This window comes from Sphingomonas sp. AX6, from assembly GCF_902506605.1.
Taxonomy (GTDB): Bacteria; Pseudomonadota; Alphaproteobacteria; order Sphingomonadales; family Sphingomonadaceae; genus Sphingomonas.
This window is the reverse complement of sequence record NZ_LR733979.1, coordinates 30,389-51,051: the sequence shown is the minus strand read 5'-3', so window position 1 is coordinate 51,051 and position 20,663 is coordinate 30,389. Positions and strand designations below refer to the sequence as shown.

The 20,663-nt window shown below is 64.9% G+C and carries 19 protein-coding genes and 1 tRNA gene; 8 read left to right on the top strand and 12 right to left on the bottom strand.

The annotated features are described in order from the left end of the window. Positions 1 to 83: 83 nt before the first annotated feature. Together ENHY17A_RS00270 and ENHY17A_RS00265 are read left to right on the top strand one after the other, a co-directional pair. Entirely contained in the window at positions 84 to 977 is an 894-nt protein-coding gene (locus tag ENHY17A_RS00270; protein WP_236547667.1) for a DMT family transporter, read from the top strand. A 46-nt stretch (positions 978 to 1,023) separates the two neighbouring features. Continuing rightward, positions 1,024 to 2,766, top strand: a complete 1,743-nt coding sequence (locus tag ENHY17A_RS00265) for a DUF885 domain-containing protein (RefSeq protein ID WP_159709238.1) — start codon at positions 1,024 to 1,026, stop codon at positions 2,764 to 2,766. Between the two features lie 21 nt (positions 2,767 to 2,787). Here the strand turns inward: ENHY17A_RS00265 and ENHY17A_RS00260 are convergent, their stop codons facing one another. Both ENHY17A_RS00260 and ENHY17A_RS00255 read right to left on the bottom strand, forming a co-directional pair. Beyond that, complete coding sequence (locus ENHY17A_RS00260) at positions 2,788 to 3,447, bottom strand: DUF938 domain-containing protein (RefSeq protein ID WP_159713930.1); 660 nt, start codon at positions 3,445 to 3,447, stop codon at positions 2,788 to 2,790. Positions 3,448 to 3,458: 11 nt separating this feature from the next. Beyond that, positions 3,459 to 4,124, bottom strand: coding sequence for a hypothetical protein (locus ENHY17A_RS00255; RefSeq protein ID WP_159709237.1), 666 nt, complete (start codon positions 4,122 to 4,124; stop codon positions 3,459 to 3,461). A gap of 324 nt (positions 4,125 to 4,448) precedes the next feature. Here ENHY17A_RS00255 and ENHY17A_RS00250 point away from each other — a divergent pair, with 324 nt between their 5' ends. Next, a complete protein-coding gene (locus ENHY17A_RS00250; protein ID WP_159709236.1) occupies positions 4,449 to 5,000 on the top strand; it encodes a hypothetical protein in 552 nt (183 codons plus the stop codon). A gap of 120 nt (positions 5,001 to 5,120) precedes the next feature. On the opposite strand, the gene ENHY17A_RS00245 is transcribed toward ENHY17A_RS00250, so the two are convergent. The 3 genes from ENHY17A_RS00245 to ENHY17A_RS00235 are packed head-to-tail and all read right to left on the bottom strand — an operon-like array spanning position 5,121 to position 7,766. Continuing rightward, positions 5,121 to 5,876, bottom strand: coding sequence for an extensin-like domain-containing protein (locus ENHY17A_RS00245; RefSeq protein ID WP_236547665.1), 756 nt, complete (start codon positions 5,874 to 5,876; stop codon positions 5,121 to 5,123). After that, positions 5,873 to 6,634, bottom strand: coding sequence for an NUDIX hydrolase (locus ENHY17A_RS00240; protein WP_159709235.1), 762 nt, complete (start codon positions 6,632 to 6,634; stop codon positions 5,873 to 5,875). Before ENHY17A_RS00240 ends, ENHY17A_RS00245 begins: the two co-directional genes overlap by 4 nt. A 37-nt stretch (positions 6,635 to 6,671) precedes the next feature. After that, positions 6,672 to 7,766, bottom strand: coding sequence for a helix-turn-helix transcriptional regulator (locus tag ENHY17A_RS00235; RefSeq protein ID WP_159709234.1), 1,095 nt, complete (start codon positions 7,764 to 7,766; stop codon positions 6,672 to 6,674). A 71-nt stretch (positions 7,767 to 7,837) separates the two neighbouring features. Between ENHY17A_RS00235 and ENHY17A_RS00230 the strand changes: the two genes are divergently transcribed. Next, on the top strand, positions 7,838 to 8,404 hold the full coding sequence (locus ENHY17A_RS00230) for an MgtC/SapB family protein (RefSeq protein ID WP_236547664.1): 567 nt from the start codon (positions 7,838 to 7,840) through the stop codon (positions 8,402 to 8,404). Here the strand turns inward: ENHY17A_RS00230 and ENHY17A_RS00225 are convergent. The 3 genes from ENHY17A_RS00225 to hppD all read right to left on the bottom strand — a co-directional run bounded on the left by ENHY17A_RS00225 (position 8,394) and on the right by hppD (position 11,295). After that, positions 8,394 to 8,768: a Rieske (2Fe-2S) protein gene (locus tag ENHY17A_RS00225; RefSeq protein ID WP_201296318.1), complete on the bottom strand. Its 375-nt coding sequence runs from the start codon at positions 8,766 to 8,768 to the stop codon at positions 8,394 to 8,396. The two genes, ENHY17A_RS00230 and ENHY17A_RS00225, sit on opposite strands and share 11 nt — an antisense overlap. Beyond that, positions 8,765 to 10,054, bottom strand: a complete 1,290-nt coding sequence (gene hmgA / locus ENHY17A_RS00220) for a homogentisate 1,2-dioxygenase (protein WP_159709233.1) — start codon at positions 10,052 to 10,054, stop codon at positions 8,765 to 8,767. The genes ENHY17A_RS00225 and hmgA overlap by 4 nt, the downstream gene beginning before the upstream one ends. A 182-nt stretch (positions 10,055 to 10,236) precedes the next feature. Next, on the bottom strand, positions 10,237 to 11,295 hold the full coding sequence (hppD, locus tag ENHY17A_RS00215; protein ID WP_159713922.1) for a 4-hydroxyphenylpyruvate dioxygenase: 1,059 nt from the start codon (positions 11,293 to 11,295) through the stop codon (positions 10,237 to 10,239). Between the two features lie 187 nt (positions 11,296 to 11,482). On the opposite strand from hppD, the gene ENHY17A_RS00210 reads away from it, so the two are divergent. Then, positions 11,483 to 13,555, top strand: coding sequence for a malate synthase G (locus ENHY17A_RS00210; RefSeq protein WP_159709232.1), 2,073 nt, complete (start codon positions 11,483 to 11,485; stop codon positions 13,553 to 13,555). 287 nt (positions 13,556 to 13,842) lie between these two features. Further along, a complete protein-coding gene (locus ENHY17A_RS00205; RefSeq protein WP_159709231.1) occupies positions 13,843 to 15,009 on the top strand; it encodes a glycosyltransferase in 1,167 nt (388 codons plus the stop codon). A 24-nt stretch (positions 15,010 to 15,033) separates the two neighbouring features. Here ENHY17A_RS00205 and ENHY17A_RS00200 read toward each other — a convergent pair whose 3' ends face one another. Genes ENHY17A_RS00200 through yajC form a run of 4 tightly spaced genes read right to left on the bottom strand, consistent with a single transcriptional unit; the run spans position 15,034 to position 18,340 of the window. Further along, complete coding sequence (locus ENHY17A_RS00200; protein ID WP_159709230.1) at positions 15,034 to 15,408, bottom strand: Mth938-like domain-containing protein; 375 nt, start codon at positions 15,406 to 15,408, stop codon at positions 15,034 to 15,036. 13 nt (positions 15,409 to 15,421) lie between these two features. Beyond that, positions 15,422 to 16,393 carry a protein translocase subunit SecF gene (secF, locus tag ENHY17A_RS00195; RefSeq protein ID WP_159709229.1) on the bottom strand — a complete coding sequence of 324 codons (972 nt, stop codon included), beginning with the start codon at positions 16,391 to 16,393 and terminating at the stop codon, positions 15,422 to 15,424. Positions 16,394 to 16,403: 10 nt separating this feature from the next. Beyond that, on the bottom strand, positions 16,404 to 17,999 hold the full coding sequence (gene secD, locus ENHY17A_RS00190) for a protein translocase subunit SecD (RefSeq protein ID WP_159709228.1): 1,596 nt from the start codon (positions 17,997 to 17,999) through the stop codon (positions 16,404 to 16,406). Further along, positions 17,999 to 18,340 carry a preprotein translocase subunit YajC gene (gene yajC, locus ENHY17A_RS00185; RefSeq protein ID WP_159709227.1) on the bottom strand — a complete coding sequence of 114 codons (342 nt, stop codon included), beginning with the start codon at positions 18,338 to 18,340 and terminating at the stop codon, positions 17,999 to 18,001. Before yajC ends, secD begins: the two co-directional genes overlap by 1 nt. Before the next feature lie 199 nt (positions 18,341 to 18,539). Here yajC and ENHY17A_RS00180 point away from each other — a divergent pair. Together ENHY17A_RS00180 and ENHY17A_RS00175 are read left to right on the top strand one after the other, a co-directional pair. Further along, positions 18,540 to 18,616: transfer RNA gene (locus ENHY17A_RS00180), tRNA-Pro, on the top strand. Between the two features lie 505 nt (positions 18,617 to 19,121). Next, on the top strand, positions 19,122 to 20,618 hold the full coding sequence (locus tag ENHY17A_RS00175) for a tetratricopeptide repeat protein (RefSeq protein WP_236547663.1): 1,497 nt from the start codon (positions 19,122 to 19,124) through the stop codon (positions 20,616 to 20,618). The last annotated feature ends 45 nt before the right edge of the window (positions 20,619 to 20,663 follow it).

Here is a 20,663-nt window from a genome sequence, read left to right as displayed (position 1 = left end):
GCGCGCGCGTCAATCTTTCGTGGATGGGACGACGAACCCGTCGGCCCATTGCCACGCCCCGCCCCACCGCCTAGCGCGCGTTGGTGTCCACAGACCGCCTCTTCACCGGCATCGGCCTGCGCCTGTTCGCGATCTTCTGCCTCGCGTCGATGGCCGCCCTGATCAAACTGGCAGAGGCAGGCGGTGCCGGCCTTGCCGAAATCATGTTCTTTCGCCAGTTGGCCGCGATCCCGATCGTCGTCGCCTTCGTTGCGCTGGGCGATGGGCTGGCGACGCTGAAAACCAGCCGCTTCAAAAGCCATGCGATCCGTACCGGGGTCGGTCTGATCGGGATGGTCGCCAATTTCGGCGCGATCCTTCTGTTACCGCTGGCGGAAGCACAGACGCTGGCCTTCACCGTGCCGATCTTCGCAACCATCCTCGGCTCGCTGTGGCTGAAAGAGGCGACCGGCTGGCATCGCTGGGGCGCGGTGATCGCGGGATTTGTCGGCGTGGTGATCGTCGCACAGCCTGGCGGCGGGCATTTCCCATTGGTCGGCGCTGCCGTCGGGTTGTTCGCAGCCTTCATGGTCGCATCGGTTTCGATCCTGCTGAGACAGCTTACCCGGAGCGAAAGCGCCGGGACGACGGTGTTCTATTTCTCGCTGCTGTCGGTGCCGCTGATCGTGCCTTTTTATATCGTCGACGCGCAGGCGCATGGCATCTGGGTGTGGGCGCTGTTGATCGGGATCGGCGTGGTGGGCGGCATGGGCCAGATCGCGCTGACCGCCGCATTGCGTTTCGCCCCGGTTTCGAGCGTGGTGCCGATGGATTATTCGGGGCTCGTCTGGGCAACGCTTTATGGCTGGCTGTTGTTCGGGGTGCTGCCCGGCGACTGGACCTGGATCGGCGCACCGATCATCATCGCCAGCGGCCTGTATATCGTGTGGCGCGAGCATCGGTTGCGAAGGGCATCGACCCCAACCATCGGGGAATAGCCCCAACCCGCTTGCACAATCCCGCCCGGCTTGCGACCAAGCACCCATGCTAATCCGCACCCTGCCGCTCGCCGCGCTCGTCTTCGCGCTTCCCGCCACTGCCCAGACCGCCGCCGATACGCAGTTCCGCGCCATTGCCGACGCCGAATGGACATGGCGGCAATCCGAAGGCATCGGCGGTCGCGCGCCCGGCACGGTGCGCGACAATATCCCCGACGTATCCGCCACGGCCCAGGCCCGCCGCCTCGCCAAATGGGAAGCGACGCTGAAGCAATTGGACGGCATCGACCCGACAACCCTCTCGACCGAGGATGCGGTCAATTACGGCGTGTATCGCCAGCAGATCGAAGCGCTGATCGACGACCAGCGTGCGCTCGAATGGCAAAAGCCGCTGAACAGCGACAGCGCCTTCTGGTCGAACCTGCAATTTTCGGCACGCGGCGACTTCGCCGGCGGCGAAAAGGATTACCGCGCCTATCTGTCGATGCTGGGCGACATCGGCACCCATTTCGACCAACAGATCGCCAATATGGACCTGGGCCTGGCGCGTGGCTTCACACCGCCCAAAATCGTCATGCAGGGGCGTGACGCCTCTGTGGAGGCAATCGCCAATGCCACCGACCCGACGCGGACGGTCTATTGGCAGCCCTTCGCCACCCTCCCCGCTTCGATGCCGGAGGCGACCCGCAACCAGCTTCAGGATCAGGCGCGCGCACGGATCACGCAGACCGTGATCCCCGCGCACAAGAAACTGCTGACCTATTTGCGCGGCACCTATTTCCCCGGCATGCGCGATGGGCTGGCCGCGACCGGATATGAAGACGGCGCCGAATATTACGCCTCACGCATCCGCGTCTTCACCACCACCGACATGACCGCGGACCAGATCCACCAGCTTGGACTGAGCGAAGTCGCCCGGATCCGCGCGCGGATGGAAATCGTGAAGGCAGAGGCCGGGTTCTCGGGTGACCTCGCCGCCTTCCTGACCTTCCTGAAGACCGATCCGCAATTCTATGCGACGACGCCAGAGCAGCTCCTGAAAGAAGCCGCCTGGCATTCGCAGAAATTCGATAACGTCGCATCGCGCTGGTTCGGGCGGATGCCGCGGTCGCGCGTGTCGATCAAACCGGTGCCCGACGACATCGCGCCCTTCTACACCGCCGGCCGCGGCGGCGCGGGCGGGTATCTCGTCAACACCTATGACCTGCCTTCGCGCCCGCTCTATTCGCTGCCTGCGCTGACGTTGCACGAGGCCGATCCGGGGCATCACTGGCAGGCGACGCTATCGGCGGAAAACGACGCGCTTCCCGAATGGCGACGCTACACCTATATCTCCGCATTCGGCGAAGGCTGGGGCCTCTATGCAGAGGCGCTGGGCGAGGAAATGGGGATGTACACCACGCCCTATGAGCTGTTCGGGATGCTCAGCTACCAGATGTGGCGCGCCGCCCGGCTGGTGGTCGATACCGGCATCCATACCAAAGGGTGGAGCCGCGACCGTGCGCTTGCCTTCATGCGCGATAATACCGCGCTGTCGGACCATGAGGTGACGACCGAGATTGACCGCTACATCGGCTGGCCGGGTCAGGCGCTCAGCTATTATATCGGCCAGCTCGCGATCCAGCGCGAACGCGCGCGCGCCGAAAAGGCGCTGGGCGCGAAGTTCGCCATCCGCGCATTCCACGACACGGTCTTATCGCTGGGTTCGGTGCCGCTGCCCGTGCTGACACAGCGCATCGACCGATTCATCGCGGAAGGCGGGGTCAGCCCTTGGGGTGAGGCCGAGTAAATTTCTCTCTGGAAGGGAGGGTCACGCCTTCCGAAACACCAGAATCAGATTGTTCGCGGGCATCTCGATCAACCGCTCGAACGCCAGCCCGCGTACTTCCGCTGCCGCGCACACATCCTCGACGCTGCGCAAACCCCAGCGCGCATCGCGTGATTTTAGCGATCCGTCGAAATCGAGATTGGACGACGCGGTCGCCACGTCGCCGCGCAAATAGGGGCCGTACAAGATCAGCGGCGCACCGCTCGCCAGCACCGCGCTGGCTCCCGCCATTAGTCCCAGCGTCGCCTCCCACGGCGCGATGTGGACCATGTTGGCGCAATAGATCGCGTCGGCGCGCTCGACGGGCCAACCCGGCTCGGTCGCGTCGATCGCAACCGGGGTGGAGACATTGTTCAGCCCCGACGTCCAGGACGCGATCGACGCGAGCGACGACGGTTCGGGGTCGCTTGGTTGCCAATCGAGCGCGGGGAAGACCTCGGCGAAATGCGCGACATGCTCGCCCGTGCCGCTTGCGATTTCCAACACGCAGCCGCTGGCGGGCAGCAGGTCGGGCAGGACCGCCGCGATCGGCGCGCGATTGCGGGCCACGGCGGGCGAACGTCGCCGCGCATCGCTGTCTGTTTCCCAACTGGCTGCCGTTTCGGGCTGTGGGGTTTCAGGCCGGCGCGCAAGCCCGTTCACGGTCACGCCCGTCACTGGCCGCAAGCCGATCGATCGCCCGCTTCGCACGCGACGACGCGCGCTTGCCAATCGGCCATCCGCGCCTGTTCGCGCTCGGCATGGTCGGCATTGATCCGCTCCACCTCGGCGCGATACTCCGCCAGGCGGCGGGTGTTTTCCGCTTCCACCCGTTCGCGGGCCTCGCGATTGAGCGTCTCGGCGCGCTGCATTTCCAGCCGGTGGCGCTCTGCCTGCTCGGCATAGAGCTTGGCCGCGACCGCGCGCTGCTCCTCCTCCGACGGACCGAGCAGCACTTCCATGATCGCATCGACGCGTCCGACAGCACTTTCCTCGGCCTCCGCCGCAGGAGCGGCGGCGTCGGCATCCGGCGCGGCGGCGGTCGCGACATCGCCTGCAACCGCAGTGCCGGTATCCCCCACCGCTTCCGCACCAGCTACCAGCGCGCGCGTCACTCGCGGTGCAGCGTCCGCAGCCTCGACGGGCGCGGCGTCATCGACGATCGTGATATTGGTCTCGACCCCCTCGACCTCCGCTTCGCCCTCGACCCGCGCGAACGGATCGCTGGCGACCGACACCGATGGCGGCAAGTCGATCGTCTGAATGGGATTGCTAGTCTGCGCGGCGGCGGGCAACGCGCTTAGCGCGATGCACGCGCTGGTGATCGACAGGATACGCATCACAAATTCCTCAATCTCTATGCCCTTCAAGCTGTGGGCGGCCACCCGGCGGGTCAAGTCGTCAGGCGGCGAACGGCATTCGTTACGGTTCCAAACGAACGGAAGCCGCTGGGGTTGCCAAGCAACGCGTCCGATGGATTGTTGCGTAAATGTCGCAGATTCGCGACATATTCGCGAAACCCCACCCATCTCGTCGCAAGCTTTGTTGCAACGCACAAGCTTTCATGATTCCTTGTGAACGCACGAAGACGGTTCGTTCAGCGAGTTGTTAACCATCCTGCGCGATACTGTTTTCCGTCAACCACGGGGGTGGGAGTGAAGTCGATGGGCAGTCGCATGAAACCGGCCGAAGGCGCGATGACGCTGTCGGAAATGAAGGAATTCGCCAGCTTTCCGTCATCGACCCAGCGTTATATCCGCCGGGCGCTCGATATCGGGCTCGACCGCGATGACGCGCTGGCCCGCTGGTCGCGTGACGTGGTGGAGGCCGCGAGCATCCGGGCACAGGCGCGCATCTATGACCGGCTGCCCGATCTGCGCGCGACGATCCCCGACGACAGTGCGCTCGACGCGATCGAGCCGTTCATGGCGCCGCTCATCACGGTGTCCGCCTTCGATCTGGGCCAGGGTCGCCTGACCAGCTTTTCCGCCTACCGCTTTCTGTACGAGCGGCTGGTCGGTGCCGAAGTCCGTCCCTTCCTGCCCGCCGCCTTCTGTGCGGCGGCGGCGATGCCGCATCTTCATCCCGACCTGCGCCGCAAATTGCTGCAATCGATTTCGGAGGCGGCGGCGACTGCCTCCGGCTGGTCATCACGCCAACCCGCTTTCTACCCGGCCTGGGTCGAAAAGGTCGATGCGCAACCAATGGCGCATTGATCGAGAAAAGCAGTCCCCCCCTTCCACCGTTTGTTTCGAGCGAAGTCGAGAAACGTGAACTAGGGGTGCGCGTGCGTTTCTCGACTTCGCTCGAAACGAACGGGTCGGGGACGCAATGCCTTATCGACACGCCCCGCCCATGCCCCGCCTGGCATGGTCGAAATGAAAATGATCCGCGTGCGCCGCATTGTAATCGGGTGACAGGACCGTGGTGAACAGGTCGCACGCCCCGTCGCGGACATCGCGCAGGAACGCGCCTTTTTCGGCATCTCCCCAATCGCGAACCAGCGTAATCCGCTCGCCATTTTCCAGCACGAAGCCCGCCACGTCGAACGCGTTAGCACTCGCATGTTCGCTCCACGCCCCTTCATCGCGGCCGTACATCCGCCGACAGCTATAGCTGCCGAAATGCTCGATCCGTGCGACCGGGCTGCCGAAATGTGCTTGCGCGGCAGGCTGGACGACATTCCATTCCCACATGGCGAGCGACGCCGCGACCGGGCAGGACACCCCCACCCCGGCAGGTGAAAAACCGATGTTACGCGCCCCGCCCTCGGCAAAGCGCACCGCATTGTCATATCCGCACTGCTCGCCGGACGACACCGGATCGAGCGCGTCATATTCCACGCCCGCCCGCTCCAGCAGTCCGCGGCACTGCGCGAAATCCTCGCTCAGTCCGTTCAACTTGCCCCGCGTGAACATCCCCACCGGCTGCGCCAGATCGAGTTGGGTCCAGGGAAGGTCTTCGGGATGGTCGCGCGCGAACGAATAGAGGAACAAGCCCGCGCCCGCGATCACCACCAGCGCGACTAGCCAGCGCAGCGTTCGCCGAAACGCCTTGATGCTCCGCGATCGCTTCCTGCCACGCCCCGTCATGCGCGGTCGGCGTCTTCCATCGGGACTGCGGTGACCGGATAGCCCAGATCGTCGGGGATGCAGAGGTGATCGGTGCCGCCCCGCACCTCGATCCAGGGGACGATCTTGCGGACGGGGTGGGCGCGGGCGTGGGTCATGGCCCCATCGAAACTGCCGAAGCGCGCCAGCCGTTCCAGATTGCGCCGGGTGGGAAAGATCAGCCGCGCCTCGCCACGATCGGCGCTCGCCAGCACCTCGGCCGCACTTGCCCAGAATGTGCGTGTGTTTTCTGTCCCATCGACGACTGGCGGGGCATGATCCTCGTCCCAGCGCGCGAGATAGAAGCGCGTATCGAACACCCGCACCAATTTGTGATGCGGGCACCACCGCGCCCACGGCACGAGGCGCTCGGGTGCCAATGTCGCGCCGACATCGTCCAGCGCGTCCAGAATTGCTGCCCCCGCATCCAGCCGGTCACGCACCGTCGCCAGATCGGTCGGCGAACCCAGCCCCGCAACGCCGACCGCAACCCCCGCTTCCTCGATCGTCTCGCGCACCGCCGCGACCCGCCCCGCCAGATCGTCTGCGTCTCCGGCAAGGGTCGCCGCTGCCACCCGGTCGCCCGCATCGATCCGACCGCCCGGAAACACAAGCGCCCCGCCCGCGAAGCGCATCGCCGCGGCGCGCTCGACCATCAGCAATTGCGGCGACGCGCCAGCGCGGTCGCGCATGACGATGACGGTCGCGGCGGGAATCGGAACGGGGAGCGGTTCGGTCATGTGCCCCGGCATGTAACGTATCGCGGCGCGACGACAATCAGTCGATCATCTCCGCGTCGATCTCCCCGCCTTGCGCGTGACGAACCAGCAGGTTGCGGATCCAGTCGCTCAGCGGGTGTTCCGCCCCATCGCGACACCCTTGCGCGGGTGGCCAGCGGCGTTGTGCCGACAGGCGAACCGCGGTCGGAGGCACCCCGAAACTCGCCTGAAACGCACGGGTAAAGCTCGTCGCATTCTCATACCCACAGCGCAGCGCAATGGCAGCCACGCGCGCATCCACCCCGTCGATTCGCGATAGTTCGAACAGCGCGCGTCGCATCCGCAGCAACCGGATATAGGCCGCGACCCCGCCCATCGGCTCGAACAGGCGATACAGCGACGCCCGTGACATCGCACAATCGCTGGCGATCCGCTCAGCGTTCAGATTGAGGTCTGCCAGATGAAGTTCGATGAAGCGCCGCGCCCTGCCGACCATCGGATCGATCGCGATCCGCTCGGTTCGCTCCGGCGCATGACGCAGGCTGGCCGCCAACAACGAAAAGGCGACGTCGGCGGCGGCCTCGCCATCGGCGACCGTCATGGTATCGGCCAGGCCGTCGAGCGCGACGAAGTGATTGCCCAGGAATTGCGTCAACGCATGGTCGCGTGGAAACACCATTCCATGCAGCGTCTCCACATCGATTCCGGCCTGCGCCAGCATCGCCCTCGGCACGATCAGGTTCAGATTGTCGAACGCACCGGTCGCCACGGTCTCGAACGTCTCGGCCAGATCGAGCACGCTGATATCGCCCGGCTCGACCAGGATCGGCCCCGTCGATGTCGTACCGCGATACCCGCCCGCGACATAGAGTTGCACGAGCAAATGATCGACGCCACTGCGTGCGACAACCGCGTGATCGCGAACGAAATGCAGGGCCACGCTAGACGTTCGGCCGAATAGCAACGGCCCGATCGAATAGGATCGGATCAACGCAACGAACGCCTCCTGTTCGCCGCCTACCGGGCTGCTGTCGAACAACGGCGCGGTCGCTGCGCGCCATATCGCCAGCTGCTCGCCCGGAGCAGTCGCATCGGCCTCCATGCTGAAAACGGCAAGCGGCACGCCTGCGCGCTCAGCCGGTCCATCCCCCATCGTTTCCCCGTTCTTCGAACTTTGACAGTGGTTAACCCACGACCTTCGCGGGCGCAATCCAGGCGGCAAAGTTGCTCACCCGTTTCGTGACGGGAGCGAAACCTAAATTCGCGCGTTTCGTTGGTATGGGAGAGGCATTGCTGGCGCTTGACGCGACCGAAATCTCACTTCGGCTCGGACTTGCCACATTGGCGGGGGCCATTCTGGGGTTCGACCGCGAACGTCGCGGGCATCCGGCGGGGATCCGCACCAACGGCATCGTCGCGCTGAGTTCGGCGGTTCTGACCGTCTCTGCGCTTCTGATGTTTACTGAGCTACGATCGGAGGGCGCACAGCCCGATCCGTTGCGCGTCATCCAAGGTCTTGCTCAGGCGATCGGATTCATCGCCGCGGGATTGATTTTCGTCAAAGGCGGCGACGTCCACAATCTAACCACCGCCGCCAATCTGTGGCTGGCAACAGCAATCGGTATAGCGTGCGGTGCAGGTCAATATGTCGTCGTGGGATTGGCGATGCTGTTCGGCTTGTTGCTCGTCACCTTCGGTCGCATCGCCAAGAGTCTCATACCTGGCATTCCGCATGGTGATGCCGAAAAGCGCAAGGCGCGCGATAAGGACGGCGAAGGCCTCACCCGGTGACGATCGCGCCGCCCTCCACCGCGACGGGCCATGGCGTCAGCGATTGTCCGACGCATGGCCCGCCGACGCAGCGCCCGTCTTCGATCTCGAACAGCGCGCCGTGCCAGTTGCACGCGATCAGCGATCCGTCGGGGGTCAGATAGTCGTCGAGCGTCTGGGTCAACGGCACGCCCGCATGCGGACAGCGATCGACATAGCCGAACACCGCCGCCCCGCGCCGCACGACGAAGCCGTGAAAGCGCCCGGCGCGCATCTGGATCACGAAATTGCGCGCCTTGCCGTCGGCGATCTGGTCCAGCGCCCCGAGCGCGATACCCGGCGGCGTCGCGAACAGCCGCGTCGTCACGGGCGGCGCGTCACTCACTCGGGAAGCTTTGCCTTTGCAAAGCCCGTCCATACGTCATCATAATCAAGCTGCATCGTCGGGCTCTCGCTTGCCCAGCGCGTGGGACGGATCACGTGCCGCGTCTCGAACATGAACGCCATCGTACCATCGATCTTGACCGGTTTCAGATCGGCGGCAACCGCCTTGTCGTAACTCGCCTGGTCGGGGCCATGGCCGTTCATCTGGTTGTGCAGGCTCGCGCCGCCAGGGACGAATCCGCCGCCTTCCTTGGCGTCATACTCGCCTTTGATCAGTCCCATGAACTCGCTCATCACGTTGCGGTGAAACCAGGGAGGGCGAAACGTATTCTCGGCGACCATCCAGCGCGGCGGGAAGATCGCGAAGTCGCAATTGGCGGTGCCGGGCGTGTCGCTGGGTGATGTCAACACGGTGAAGATCGACGGGTCGGGATGGTCGAAACTGACGCTGTTGATCGTGTTGAAGCGCGTCAGGTCGTAGCGGCAGGGTGCGAGATTGCCGTGCCACGCGACCACATCGAACGGCGAATGGTCGATCGTGGTGGTCCACAGCCCGCCCTGGAATTTCTGCACCACCTCGCAAGGGGTATCGCGGTCCTCGAACCACGCCACCGGCACCTCGAAATCGCGCGGATTGGCCAGGCCGTTCGACCCGATCGGCCCCAGATCGGGCAGCCGAAACGGCGCGCCATAATTCTCGCAGACATAACCGCGTGCCGCACCGTCTTTCAGCCGCACCCGGAACCGCACCCCGCGCGGGATCAGCGCAATCTGTAGCGGCGCAACCTCGATCCGCCCCAATTCGGTGTCGATCGCAAGCGCGCCCTGTTCGGGGACGATCAGCAATTCGCCATCGGCGGAGAAGAAGGCGCGGTCCATGTCGCATGTCGCAGCATAGACATGGATGCCGATGCCGCTCTGTTCGGCGACGTTGCCCGTACCGCCATAGGTGGTGAGCCCGTCCACCCAGTCGGTGGGCTCGGTCGGCATCGACAGCGGGTCCCAGCGCAGTCGGTTGGGGCTCGGCGGTGCTTCGTCGAATGGGGCGCTTCGGATCAGCGTGCCGCCACCATAGGGCTTGAACGCACCATGCTGCGCGGTCGGGCGCAGGCGGTAGAGCCAGGACCGGCGGTTCTCGTGCCGCGGCGCGGTGAAGGCGCTGCCGGAGAGCTGCTCGGCATAGAGGCCGAATGGCGCTTTCTGCGGCGAATTGCGCCCGATGGGCAGCGCGCCGGGCACCGCTTCCGTGGAGACGTGATTGCCGAAGCCGGGGATGTAGTTGGTCATCGCTTGCTCACCTTGCCCGGCACGCTCCGTGCTCCCGCGACGGCGGGAGCCCAAAGTGGCGGGAACGCCGCTCGTTATCAATCCGCCCCCGCGTCAGACGCGGCAAAGCCGCGCCTTATGCGGCGGCTTGCCGCGCTGGCCGGTCGCGTCTCGGCGCCTACGCGCCGACATTCGGCCGACGCTTACGCGTCGACCGTTATGACGCCGCGACGAATCTGATCCAGCTCGATGCTTTCATACAACGCCTGGAAATTCCCGGCCCCAAAGCCTTCATTCCCCTTGCGCTGGATGATCTCGAAAAAGATCGGCCCAAACATATTCTCGGTGAATATCTGAAGCAAAATACCTTCGTCGCCGGTATCGCCGTCGATCAGAATGCGGTTTTTCTTCAGCCGCTCGACATCCTCGCCATGCCCCGGCACGCGCTTGTCGATCAGCTCGTAATAGGTCTCGATCGTGTCCTGAAGATTGACGCCCCGCGCACGCAGTTTCTCGACCGTTTCGTAGATATCGTCGGTGGTGAAGGCGAGATGCTGGATGCCCTCGCCCTTATATTCGCGGATATATTCCTCGATCTGGCTCTGGTCGTCCTGGCTTTCGTTCAGCGGAATGCGGATCGCCTTGTCGGGGGCGATCATGGCCTGCGAAAACAGCCCCGTCGCCTTGCCCTTGATGTCGAAATATTTCTGTTCTTCGAACCCGAAGATCGAGTTGTAGAATTCGCTCCACACCCGCATCTGGCCACGCCGAACATTGTGGGTCAGGTGATCGAGCAGGTCGAGCCCCACCGAATTTTCAGCCTCCGCCTGCTCGGCGCCGGGCACTGCGTTCCAGTCGTCGTACAGGCTACCCACGGCGCCATGGCGGTCGACCAGATACAGCATCGACCCGCCGATCCCCTCGAGCGCATAGCCGTCGCCCAGTGCGCCGGTCGAGGCGTCTGCCGCCTTCGCCCCGCGCGCGATCGCCGCATCGAACGCCGCCTTCGCGTCGGCAACCCGGAACGCCATGCCCGATGCCGACGGCCCGTGATCGCTGCGAAACTGAGCGGCGTGGCCGTCGGTCATGCGGTTGAGCAGGATATTGATCCGCCCCTGTTTGTAGCGGACGACATCGCGCGTCGGATGCGTCGAGGCTGCGACAAAGCCCATCTGTTCCAACTGCGCGGCCATCCTGTCGGCATCGGCAGAGGTGAATTCGCAGAATTCGAACCCGTCCAGGCCCATCGGGTTGACGTCCATATGCTCCACGGCGGCAGCTCCTAATTGGTAACAATTGATACCAGTTTGACGTTTCGACGGTGCCGAGTCAACCAATGCGATCCTCCCCCCTTGCGCTCGCCGCACATTTTCGCGAGTTAGGGCACGCGCCTCCCCAGGCCCCGATCACGACGCGCGCCGACCGCGCATGACAACGGAGCACAGGTGGATGAATCTACGCGCAGGCCTCGACATCGCCGACGAACTCGCCGAATTTCTGGAAGAACGCGCGCTGCCCGGCACTGACGTCGATCCCACGACCTTCTGGCAGGGTGTGGCCGACATCTTCGCCTCCTTCACCCCAGAAAACCGCGCCCTGCTCGCCCACCGCGAAGCGTTGCAAGCCGCCATCGACGCCCGTTACAAAGCGGGCAATCCGGTAGACGAGGCGTTTCTGCGCGAGATCGGCTATCTTGTCCCCGAACCCGCGCCCTTCACGGTCGATCCGTCGAATGTCGATCCCGAGGTCGCCACCACCGCCGGGCCGCAGCTCGTTGTCCCGATCCTCAATGCCCGTTTCCTTCTGAACGCGGCGAACGCCCGCTGGGGCAGCCTGTACGACGCGCTCTACGGCACCGATGCGATGGGCGACCTGCCCCCGCCCGGCAGTTACGACAAGCAACGCGGCCAGCGCGTCGTCGCGTGGGCGAAGGATTTTCTCGACCGCGCCATCCCGCTCGAATCAGGATCATGGTCCGACCTGACCGACCCCGACGCGATCGCCCTGCGCGACCCCGCCCAATATCTCGGCGACAGCGCCAACGCCCGGCTGTTCCGCCACAACGGCCTGCACATCGAAGTCATCTTCGACCGCGACCACCCGATCGGGCGCGACGATCCCGCAGGCATTGCCGACGTCATCCTCGAATCCGCGATCACCACCATCTGCGACCTTGAGGATTCGGTCGCGGCAGTCGATGCGGAGGACAAGGTCGCGGCCTACACCAACTGGCTCGGCCTGATGCGCGGCGACCTGACCGCCAGCTTCGCCAAGGGCGGCGCAACCCTCACCCGCACCCTAGACCCCGACCGCCGCTACACCGCGCCCGACGGCAGCGAAATCTTTCTTCCCGGTCGCGCGCTGCTGTTCGTCCGCAATGTCGGCCACCTGATGACTACCCCGGCGGTCCGTCTTGCCGACGGCAGCGAAGCCCCCGAAGGCATTCTCGACGCGATCGTCACCAGCCTGATCGCGCTCCACGATGTGAACGGCGCGCGCGCCAACAGCAGGGCAGGCAGCATCTACATCGTCAAACCGAAGATGCACGGGCCGGACGAATGCGCCTTCACCGACCGGTTGTTCGATGCGGTTGAGGATTTGCTCGGCCTGACACGTCACACGATCAAGGTCGGGGTGATGGACGAGGAACGCCGCACCTCCGCCAATCTCGCCGCCTGCATCCATGCCGTCCGGCACCGGATCGTGTTCATCAACACCGGCTTTCTCGACCGCACCGGCGACGAGATGCATACCGCAATGCACGCCGGTCCGATGATCCGAAAAGGAGAGATGAAAACATCCGACTGGATCAAGGCCTATGAGGACCGCAACGTCCAGATCGGGCTTGTCTGTGGCCTGTCGGGCAAGGCCCAGATCGGCAAGGGCATGTGGGCCGCGCCCGACCGCATGGCCGACATGATGGAGCAAAAGATCGGCCACCCGATGAGCGGCGCGAATACCGCCTGGGTGCCCTCCCCCACCGCCGCGACGCTGCACGCAACGCATTATCACAGCGTCGACGTCTTCGCGCGCCAAGCGGAGCGCGCGAGCGAGGAGGTCGCGCCGCTTTCCGCGCTCCTCACCGTCCCGGTCGCGAAAGGGCACAACTGGCAGCCGGACGATATCGCGCAGGAACTCGACAACAACGCGCAAGGCATCCTCGGCTATGTCGTCCGCTGGATCGACCAGGGCGTTGGCTGCTCCAAAGTGCCCGACATTCATGACGTGGGATTGATGGAGGACCGCGCAACCCTGCGTATTTCGTCACAGCACATGGCCAACTGGCTGCTCCACGGCGTCGCCACCGAAGCCGAAGCCGACGCCGCACTCCGCCGCATGGCCGCCAAGGTCGATGCGCAGAATGCGGGCGATCCGGCGTATCAACCGATGGCGGGCAACGAAGACACCAACCTCGCCTTCCAGGCCGCCCGCGCGCTGGTGTTCGAGGGCGTCGCCCAACCCAGCGGCTATACCGAACCCCTGCTCCACCGGTTCCGGGCGGAGGCGAAGGCGCGGGGCTAAACAAGCCCACTCCCTCACCCGTTCGTTTCGAGCGAAGTCGAGAAACGTGTTACGAGCGGTTGGTTCACGTTTCTCGACTTCGCTCGAAACGAACGGAGAATGTTGCTAGCTCGTGTTCCCGCGCAGGCGGGAACCCAGGGTAACAAAGCACAACTCTCGCCACACTGGGCTCCCGCCTTCGCGGGAGCACGGATGAGTGAGCGCAATTCGCACGATCACCTCACACAGGCACAAACGACGCTCCCGCAAGCCACTCCTTAACCGACACCGTGCTAACGACCGCGCAAATGCTCCGCGTCCTGACCCTCTCCACCCTCTATCCCGACGCGACACGCCCCAATTTCGGCGTGTTCGTCGAACAACAAACCCGCGGACTGGCCGGACATGAAAGCGTCGATCTGACGGTCGTCGCCGGGGTGGGCATTCCCCCCTGGCCCCTGTCGAACCACCGCAATTACCGCGCCTTCGCCGCGCTCCCGAAGCACGAACGCTGGAAAGGCGCCGCGGTCCACCGGCCCCGCTTCACCACCTTGCCCGGCACCGGCGGGCGTTTCCACGCCGCATCACTCGCCCGCGCCGCCGCACGCATCATCGACCCGCTCCACGCCATGCAGCCTTTCGACGTGATCGACGCCGAATTCTTCTTCCCCGACGGCCCCGCCGCAATCGCGCTCGGCAGGCGCTATGGCATCCCTGTATCGATCAAGGCGCGCGGTGCCGACATCCATCATTGGGGCCGCAGTCCCGCGACTAAAGCGCAGGTGCGCAACGCCGCCAACAGCGCCGACGGCATCCTCGCGGTCTCGGAAGCACTGGCCGACGACATTGCTGCGCTGGGCGTGGACCGCGGCAAGATCGCCGTCCACCGTACCGGAATCGACCGCACGCTGTTTGCCGTCCGCGACCGGGCATCGGCCAAGGAAGCGCTCGGGATCGCCGGACCGCTGGTAGTCTCCACCGGCGCGCTGATCCCCCGAAAGGGCCACGCCATCGTCATCGACGCTGTCGCACGCCTGCCCGGCGTATCGCTCATGATCGCGGGCGATGGCCCGGAACGCGCCGCGCTTGATGCGCGCGTCGCCGCCAGCGGTGCTACCGATCGCATCCGCCTGCTCGGCAGCGTGCCGCACCGCGAGCTCCCTCAACTCATGAACGCCGCCGACGCCATGGCGCTCGCTTCTTCCAGCGAAGGCCTTGCCAATGCCTGGGTCGAGGCACTCGCCAGCGGGACGCCAGTCGTGATCCCCGATGCAGGCGGCGCGCGCGAACTCGTCACTACCCCAGCCGCCGGCCGGATCGTCGCGCGGGATGCCGACGCGTTCGCGCACGCGCTCAGCGATCTGCTCGCCCATCCCCCGGCCCCGGCGGATACCGCTGCCACGGTCGCTGCCTATTCATGGGAGGCCAATTGCGATCAGCTCTATGCGCATCTTTTGCGACTGGCGGGGACGTAAACGACGCGGGCTGGTACCGCGCCGTCAATTGAGTGGGTAAAGCGCCCCGGCAATCGCCCGCAACTCTGCCCGCAGCACACCCCATGCGCGCGCCGCCGCGCGGCTGTCCATCACCTCTACACCGACGCCTTTGGCTTCCAGCGCCGTGATGAAGGATTGCGGCGGGCGCACCAGGCGCGATCCGGTGCCGAGCAGGATAAACTCGGGCAAGGGCACCTCCGCCAGCAACGGCGCGACGTCGTCCGCGCCCAGCGCCTCGATCGGCGGCGGACTCCACGCATCGGCCCGGCTTGGCGAGATCAACAGCCCTTCATACACGCCGTCATCGACGCGAAACCCGCGCGCGATGATTCCGGAAATTACCGGTCCCTCGGCGCGCCCGTCGCGTTCGATCTTCACGCCGCCCGCTTCCTCAGACTTCGGCGTCGCGCGGCCGCACCCGTTCGGCACCCGCGGCTGCCGCACCTTCGGTCTTGGCGAACGTGCCCGGCCCGACCTTAAACTGGATCAGAATGCCGTTGCCGACGAACATCGACGAATAGGTGCCGATCGCGATGCCCAGCAGCATGGCGAGCGAGAAACCGAAGATCACGTCCGGCCCCAAAATCACCAGCGCGGTCAGCGCCAGCACCAGCGTCAGAGACGTCATCACGGTGCGCGCCAGCGTCTCGTTGATCGACAGGTTGAGGAGCGGAATAATCTCCATCTTGCGATATTTGCGCAAATTCTCCCGCACCCGGTCGAAGATGACGATCTTGTCGTTCAGCGAATAGCCGATGATCGTCAGCAAAGCCGCGATGGTGTTCAGGTTGAACTCGAGCTGCGTCGCGGCAAAGAAGCCCAGCGTGACCAGGATATCCTGTGCCAGCGCCAGCAACGCGCCGACCCCGAACTGCCATTCGAAGCGGAACCAGATATAGATCGAGATCGCGATCATCGCGAAGAACAGCGCCAGCGCGCCCTTCTGGAACAGCTCGCCCGACACCTTGCCGGATACCGCCTCGACCGACCCGACCTGAGCGCCGGGATAGTTGGTTTCGATCAACGCGCGCACCGCGCTCGCGCTTTCACTGGCCGCCGATTCGCCACCGTCCGGCACGGGCAGGCGGATGGCGATGTCCTGCGGGCTGCCGAACTGCTGGATCGTCGATTCGCCGATGCCCAGCGTGTCCACCCGGTCGCGCAATTCGTCGATTTGAACCGGCTGGTCGAACGTCACGCGCACCACCTGGCCACCGACGAAATCGATGCCGAAGTTCAGGCCGCGAACGCCCAGCAGGACGATCGACGCGATCACCATCAGGACCGATACCACCGTGGCAATGCGACGCCACGCCATCCAGTCGATGTTGGTGTTGTCGGGAACGAGCTTCATGGGACGCATGTCTATATCCTCAGATCACCAGCTCTTTGGGCCGGGTCTTGAGCCAACCCGCCACCATCAGGCGGGTAAAGGTAACCGCGGTGAACACGGACGTGACGATGCCGATGGTCAGAACCACGGCAAAGCCGCGCACCGGCCCCGCGCCAAAGATGAACATGATCGCCGCCGCAATGACGTTGGTGATGTTCGCATCGAAAATCGCGCGGCTCGCTTCCTTGTAACCGAATTCGATCGCAGTGTTGATCGTTCGGCCCTTTCGCTGTTCCTCGCGAATACGCTCGTTGATCAGCACGTTGGCGTCGACCGCCGCACCGATCGTCAGCACGAAGCCCGCAATACCGGGTAGCGTCAACGTCGCGTTGAAGATCGCCATGACGCCGATGATCATGATGACGTTGATGACCAGCGCCAGATTCGCATAAACGCCAAAGCGCAGATAGGCGAAGAGCATCAGGATCAGCACCGCCAGCGTGCCGACGATCCCTGCGATCACGCCGCTTTCGATCGAATCGGCACCCAGTTCGGGGCTGATCGTCGATTCCTCGATCACGGTCAGCGCGACGGGCAGCTTGCCCGACCGCAGCGCGATCGCCAGTTCGTTGGCGCTTTCGACCGTGAAGCCGCCCGAAATCTGCGCGCTGCCGCCCAGGATCGGTTCGTTGATGTTGGGCGCGGAAATCACCTGATCGTCGACGATGATCGCAAACGGACGGCCGGCATTTTCCTGCGTCACCCGCGCGAAGCGGCGACCACCTTCGGCATCGAACTGAATCGTGACAACCGGAAGCCCGGTCTGCTGGTCATATTCCTGACGCGCGTCGGACAATTGGTCGCCCGAAATGATCGTCGATCGGGTGACAGCGATCACCGGCACGCCGCCGGGATTGCCCGGATAGGGCAGGATTTCGCTGCCGATCGGCGCGCGCCCCGCGGCGATCTCGGCCGGATCGGCGTCGAAATCGACCAGCTTGAATTCGAGCACCGCGGTCCGGCCGAGCAGATCCTTCAACTGTTCGGGATCGGCCAGACCCGGCACCTGCACGACGATGCGGTTCGATCCCTGACGGATGATCGTCGGCTCGCGCGTGCCCAGTTCGTCGATACGCCGGCGGACGACTTCAGTCGCATCGACCATCGCCTGATCGAGCGCCTGGGTCAGCCCCGCTTCGGTTTGCGTGACCACGAAGCGCGACGAATCGACAACCTCGATGTTCCAGTCGCGCTGGCCGGTCAGCCCCGCCCCTTGCGTCATCGGCAACAGCCGCTCGCGCACCGCATCGACCTGGCTCGCGTCGCGCACCATGAAGGTCAGGCGGCCGTCACGCGTCGAAATGTCGCCGATCTGGATACGCGGACCCGTGCGCATCGCCTGTTCGACGCTGTCGCGCATCGCTTCCAGCCGGGTGGTGCGGACATCCTCGGGCTGCGCTTCGAGCAGGATATAGCTGCCCCCCGCCAGGTCGAGGCCGAGATTGACCGTCGGCTTCGCCCAGCCAGGAAGCTGGTCGCGGAGGTTACCGGGCAGGAAGCTCGGGACAGCGCACAGGCACAGGACCACGATCGTGATCCACGTCGCCCACACTTTCCAGCGCGGAAAATCGAGCATCAGTCGTTCGCCGGCTTACCGGAGCCGAGCGGCACGATTTCGGCCAGCGTCGCCTTGACCGCGCGGACCTTGACGCCCTGGCCCAGTTCCAGCTCGACGAACTTGTCCTCGACCTTGGTCACCTTGCCCAGCAGGCCGCCCGCGGTGACGACTTGATCGCCCTTTTTCACGGCTTCGATCGACTTTTGCAGCGTCTTCATCCGGCGCTGCTGCGGGCGAATCAGCAGAAAGTAGAATGCGACGAAGATCAGCAGCAACGGCGCGAAGGATAGGAAAGCGCCGGCAGCGCCCCCCTGGGCCGCGCCGTCGGCGGTCTGTGCGAATGCAGGGCTGATGAACATGATGTCCCGTTTGCGTTTCGTGAAAGGGTCTCGCGGAGACAGGAGCCGCCGCACAAGCGCCGCGCGCTATCACGCACGCGACCCGCGAGCAAGGATATGACGCGAACCCCGCACGCATCGCCGACGCATCGGCGTTGCGCAGGCCTGCGAACACCGTCTTGCCAGAACGCCCCCGACCGCCTAGAGGCACGCGCTCGGTCGGGACGTAGCGCAGCCTGGTAGCGCATCACACTGGGGGTGTGGGGGTCGCAGGTTCGAATCCTGTCGTCCCGACCAATTTCATCAACGCATCGACCCAAGCGATCGGCCGAGCCGATGCGCGATCGACGCCGTGCGATGAGACGACGACGTTGCTCTTAAGGATTATGGTTTGGGATGGCATCGTGCCCGAACGCGAGCCGTGCGCTGAAGCAAGGTTCCCGGTGCCCGCATCCCCCCGGGTCGCATAAGGGTTTGATCGGGCACCGGGTTGTCAGCGGCTTTCGCCATCCGACAAGATCGAGCTTCATCGGCGCACACGGGGTTGGGACCGTGGCGACAGCGGGTTGCGTTCGGGCGGATGGTCGGGCGAACGCCGCCGCTTCCCGACCTGGGCGATCCGATCACCCCCTCCTTTGCAGCCCCCCGTCGAAGCATTGTTTCTGTGTCGGCTGTCCCCGTTGCCGGGGCATCCGCGATGGCGCTTATGTGCGCTGGCTCGGGGCAAAAGGCGATGTCGCAAATTGTTGCATAATGTTGCATATGATCGGTTCGGAACGCTCAATCGTTCATCACCGGGGGCGTGAGCTTTTCAAAGCCGGCGTCGGCACCAGGTGCGGAAGGCTGGGGCGTGCCCGTCGAAACGGAAGAATCGCTGTCGATGCCAGACGTCACCCCGGAAAAGCGACTCGACGGGTGGAAGGCGATCGCCAATTACTTCCGACGCGACCGGACCACCGTGATGCGCTGGGCGCGCGACCGCGACATGCCCGTCCACCGGATGCCCGGCGGCATGCAAGGATCGGTGTTCGCGTTCGAACATGAACTGGCGCATTGGGCTGTGCCGTTCGGCGATGTCGATCCATCGGGCCAAATGCCGGACGCCGAACCAGACCTCTCTACGCCAGCCGCGCCGTTTGCACCGCCCAATCCGACAGCGCCATCCGATGCCTCGCCCGACGCGCGGCCACCGGTGCGTGGCACGCGGCGCCTGGCCTGGCTGGCGCTAATTCCAATGGTCGGATTGGGTGCCATCGTCATCGGCCAATCGCGCTCCGCATTGCCCGCGGCCGAACGAGTCGCGGCGCGCGTAACCCTGCCCGATGATCCGGTTGCCGCTGCCGATTACGCCGCCGCGCGCGACTTTTGGGCGCAACGCACCGCGACGTCGCTGCGCCAGTCGATCGCCTTGTATCGGCGCGTTATCGCCCGCGCGCCGGATTTCGCGCCAGCCCATGTCGGGCTGGCCGAAGCTTGGCTCATCAGCCGCGAATATAGCGATGCGACCGAGGCGCAAGCGTATGGCAACGCTCAGGAATCGATCGATCGCGCCCTATCGCTCGACCCGGATCTGGCCAGCGCCCACCGCGCGCAAGCGTTCATCCTCTATTGGTGGCATGACAAGGCACAGGAATCGGAAACCGCATTCCGACGCGCACTCGCGCTCGATCCGCAGGATGGGCTGACTCATTTCTGGTACGCCAATATGCTGGCCGATCTGGGCGATTATGCCGATGCGACCAGCGCCTATGATCGCGCGCGCGTGCTGCTACCCGGAACGCCGACGATCGAGGTGGAGCGCGCTTGCGCCGACTGGCAGGCCGGGCGCGATGCGCTGGCGATCGAGCGACTGACCGATCTTGCCGCCCGTCGGCCCGACGACGCGACGATCCGCAATTGTCTAGCCTGGGCGCATATTTCGGGCGGGGACATCGCAAGCTATGCGCGCGAATATCGTGAGACCGCGCGGCTTCGCGGCGAGAAGCAGATGCTCGCGGTTGCCGACCGGCTCGACGCCGCAGTCGCGCGCGATCCTGCCACCGCGCACCGCGTGCTGATCGATCATGCGCGCCAGGAATTCGCTAACGGTGCGCGCCAGACCCGCATCACCCCCGCCTTCTTCGCCTCCGCCATGGGGGACCGCGAAGCACTGCTGCCGCTGATGCGCGAAGCGGTCAATCTGGGCGAGACCTGGTATTCGGTGAACCTGACGCGGCGCATTGGGGCGCGTTGGCCGCGGGACGCAGAGATTCAGCGCCTGCTCGTCAGGCTGCGTCCGAAGGACCGTCCACCGCGCTGAACCCGATACCGATCAGCCCGCACGATTCACGGCGCGAACAGGTCA

Excerpts from the sequence above, each read along its gene's own strand:
- ENHY17A_RS00265 (WP_159709238.1), top strand. The coding sequence starts at position 1,024 with ATGCTAATCCGCACCCTGCCGCTCGCCGCGCTCGTCTTCGCGCTTCCC.
- ENHY17A_RS00255 (WP_159709237.1), bottom strand. The coding sequence starts at position 4,124 with ATGCGTATCCTGTCGATCACCAGCGCGTGCATCGCGCTAAGCGCGTTG.
- ENHY17A_RS00250 (WP_159709236.1), top strand. The coding sequence starts at position 4,449 with ATGGGCAGTCGCATGAAACCGGCCGAAGGCGCGATGACGCTGTCGGAA.
- ENHY17A_RS00245 (WP_236547665.1), bottom strand. The coding sequence starts at position 5,876 with ATGACGGGGCGTGGCAGGAAGCGATCGCGGAGCATCAAGGCGTTTCGG.
- ENHY17A_RS00240 (WP_159709235.1), bottom strand. The coding sequence starts at position 6,634 with ATGACCGAACCGCTCCCCGTTCCGATTCCCGCCGCGACCGTCATCGTC.
- ENHY17A_RS00235 (WP_159709234.1), bottom strand. The coding sequence starts at position 7,766 with ATGGGGGATGGACCGGCTGAGCGCGCAGGCGTGCCGCTTGCCGTTTTC.
- hmgA (WP_159709233.1), bottom strand. The coding sequence starts at position 10,054 with ATGACCAACTACATCCCCGGCTTCGGCAATCACGTCTCCACGGAAGCG.
- hppD (WP_159713922.1), bottom strand. The coding sequence starts at position 11,295 with ATGGACGTCAACCCGATGGGCCTGGACGGGTTCGAATTCTGCGAATTC.
- ENHY17A_RS00210 (WP_159709232.1), top strand. The coding sequence starts at position 11,483 with ATGAATCTACGCGCAGGCCTCGACATCGCCGACGAACTCGCCGAATTT.
- ENHY17A_RS00205 (WP_159709231.1), top strand. The coding sequence starts at position 13,843 with ATGCTCCGCGTCCTGACCCTCTCCACCCTCTATCCCGACGCGACACGC.
- secF (WP_159709229.1), bottom strand. The coding sequence starts at position 16,393 with ATGCGTCCCATGAAGCTCGTTCCCGACAACACCAACATCGACTGGATG.
- secD (WP_159709228.1), bottom strand. The coding sequence starts at position 17,999 with ATGCTCGATTTTCCGCGCTGGAAAGTGTGGGCGACGTGGATCACGATC.
- yajC (WP_159709227.1), bottom strand. The coding sequence starts at position 18,340 with ATGTTCATCAGCCCTGCATTCGCACAGACCGCCGACGGCGCGGCCCAG.